The following is a 1,690-nucleotide window of genomic DNA, read 5'->3' on the forward strand; positions in this document are numbered from 1 at the left end:
GCATTCAGCCTGCCTCTTAACTGTCCAAGCCCGGTTAATTTGTACATGACCATCACGGATATAAGCGCCCCCGGGCAGACAAGCAATATTGTTAGCCTGACTAGCGACTCCACGGCAAAAGGAGTAGGCATACAGATTCAACGTAATGGCCAGCCGGTTTTCATGGGGCCGGATTCCAGTGCGGCCTATACGACGAATCAGTTTCTGGTGGGCACACTAAGCGGCTCGATCAATATCCCGTTCAGTGCCAACTATATCCGTACCGGTCCAGTGACTGGCGGTTCGGTCAAGGCCATTACAACATTCACTTTGTCCTATCAATAGCAGCAAGTCATGCTACTGAGGGTTTATTAATCCATGTCCATCAATATCATTACCAATTGCTGACCAGGGCTGCACCTCGCATCAGCCAGATCAGCTACAATAAGCGTTCACTTCCAGCCAGAAACCCCATGTCAGAACGCCAGTTTGAAGATATCGCCCGTGGTGACAGCACGCTGCGCCAGCTCACGCGCGAGGCCAATGCGCTGATGGCGCTGGACCAGGTATTCCGCAGCCAGTTGCCACCGCAGCTGGCCGAGGCCTGCCGTGCGGTGCGCATTCGCGATGGCGAGCTGGTGGTGTTTGCCAACAACGGCATTGTTGCTGCGCGGCTGCGCATGATGGGCAACAGCCTGCTGGCCCCGCTGGAGGCGCGCGGCTACAGTGCCAGCAAGGTGCGTATCAAGGTGGACATCCACCTCACACCACCGCCACCGCCACCCAAGCGCATCGGCATCAGCCAGCAGGCGCTGGCCGAAATCGAAGCCGGGGCCCAGCAGGTGAGCAACCCGCTGGTCAGCGCGGCACTGGCACGGCTGATTGCTCATCACCGCAAGCGTTAGATTTGATGACAGCCACACTGCGGGGCAGCTGCTAGAGGCAGGTGCATACAACAGCAATATATTAAGTTTTGTTTTAATTCAATCAACGACAGCTTATTGTCACTCGCTTGCAATCTGCCTCGGGTATCAATGCTCCTTGAATATTTTCAAGGAGCTTGCATGAACCAGTCTTCCGAGGTGGCCCTCAGCCGCAGTACGGCCGCAACGGCAGTACACCGCCCAACCAACAGCAGCACGGTTTTATTGTTCGTGGCCTTGCTGATCGGTGGCTTGCTGTTTGCCGGGCTGAACCTGTTTCACGATGTCAATGACACCATGGCCCGCCATGGCAGCTGGATTTCCATCCTGCTGCTGATTCTGGCGCTGCTGATTGCACTGGGCTTCGAGTTCGTCAATGGCTTCCACGACACCGCCAATGCGGTGGCCACGGTGATTTACACCCACTCGCTGCCGCCGCATGTGGCCGTGGTGTGGTCCGGGCTGTTCAATTTCCTCGGTGTACTGACCTCCAGTGGTGCCGTGGCTTTTGGCATCATTTCGCTGCTGCCGGTGGAGCTGATCCTGCAAGTGGGCTCCAGTGCCGGCTTTGCCATGGTATTTGCCCTGCTCATTGCCGCCATTTTGTGGAATCTGGGTACCTGGTGGCTGGGCCTGCCCGCCTCCTCCTCGCATACGCTGATCGGCTCCATCATCGGCGTGGGTATTGCCAATGCGCTGATGCATGGCCGCGATGGCACCAGCGGGGTGGACTGGACCCAGGTCAGCAAGGTGGGCTATTCGCTGCTGCTGTCGCCGCTGGTGGGCTT

Annotated in this window: 3 protein-coding genes; all 3 read left to right on the forward strand. The window is 57.5% G+C overall.

The genetic code is table 11. From position 1 onward, the window contains the following. Window positions 1-324, forward strand: a 324-nt coding sequence (locus AWT75_RS20360) for a fimbrial protein (RefSeq protein WP_153013416.1), incomplete at its 5' end; no start/stop codon positions are given. Window positions 325-452: 128 nt separating this feature from the next. After that, complete coding sequence (locus tag AWT75_RS20365) at window positions 453-884, forward strand: DciA family protein (RefSeq protein ID WP_045846442.1); 432 nt, start codon at window positions 453-455, stop codon at window positions 882-884. A gap of 159 nt (window positions 885-1,043) precedes the next feature. Next, window positions 1,044-1,690 (forward strand): inorganic phosphate transporter (locus AWT75_RS20370; protein ID WP_193394113.1); only part of this gene is annotated, 647 nt, incomplete at its 3' end.

It is taken from the genome of Aquitalea pelogenes, assembly GCF_001515305.1.
Taxonomy (GTDB): domain Bacteria; phylum Pseudomonadota; class Gammaproteobacteria; order Burkholderiales; family Chromobacteriaceae; genus Aquitalea; species Aquitalea pelogenes.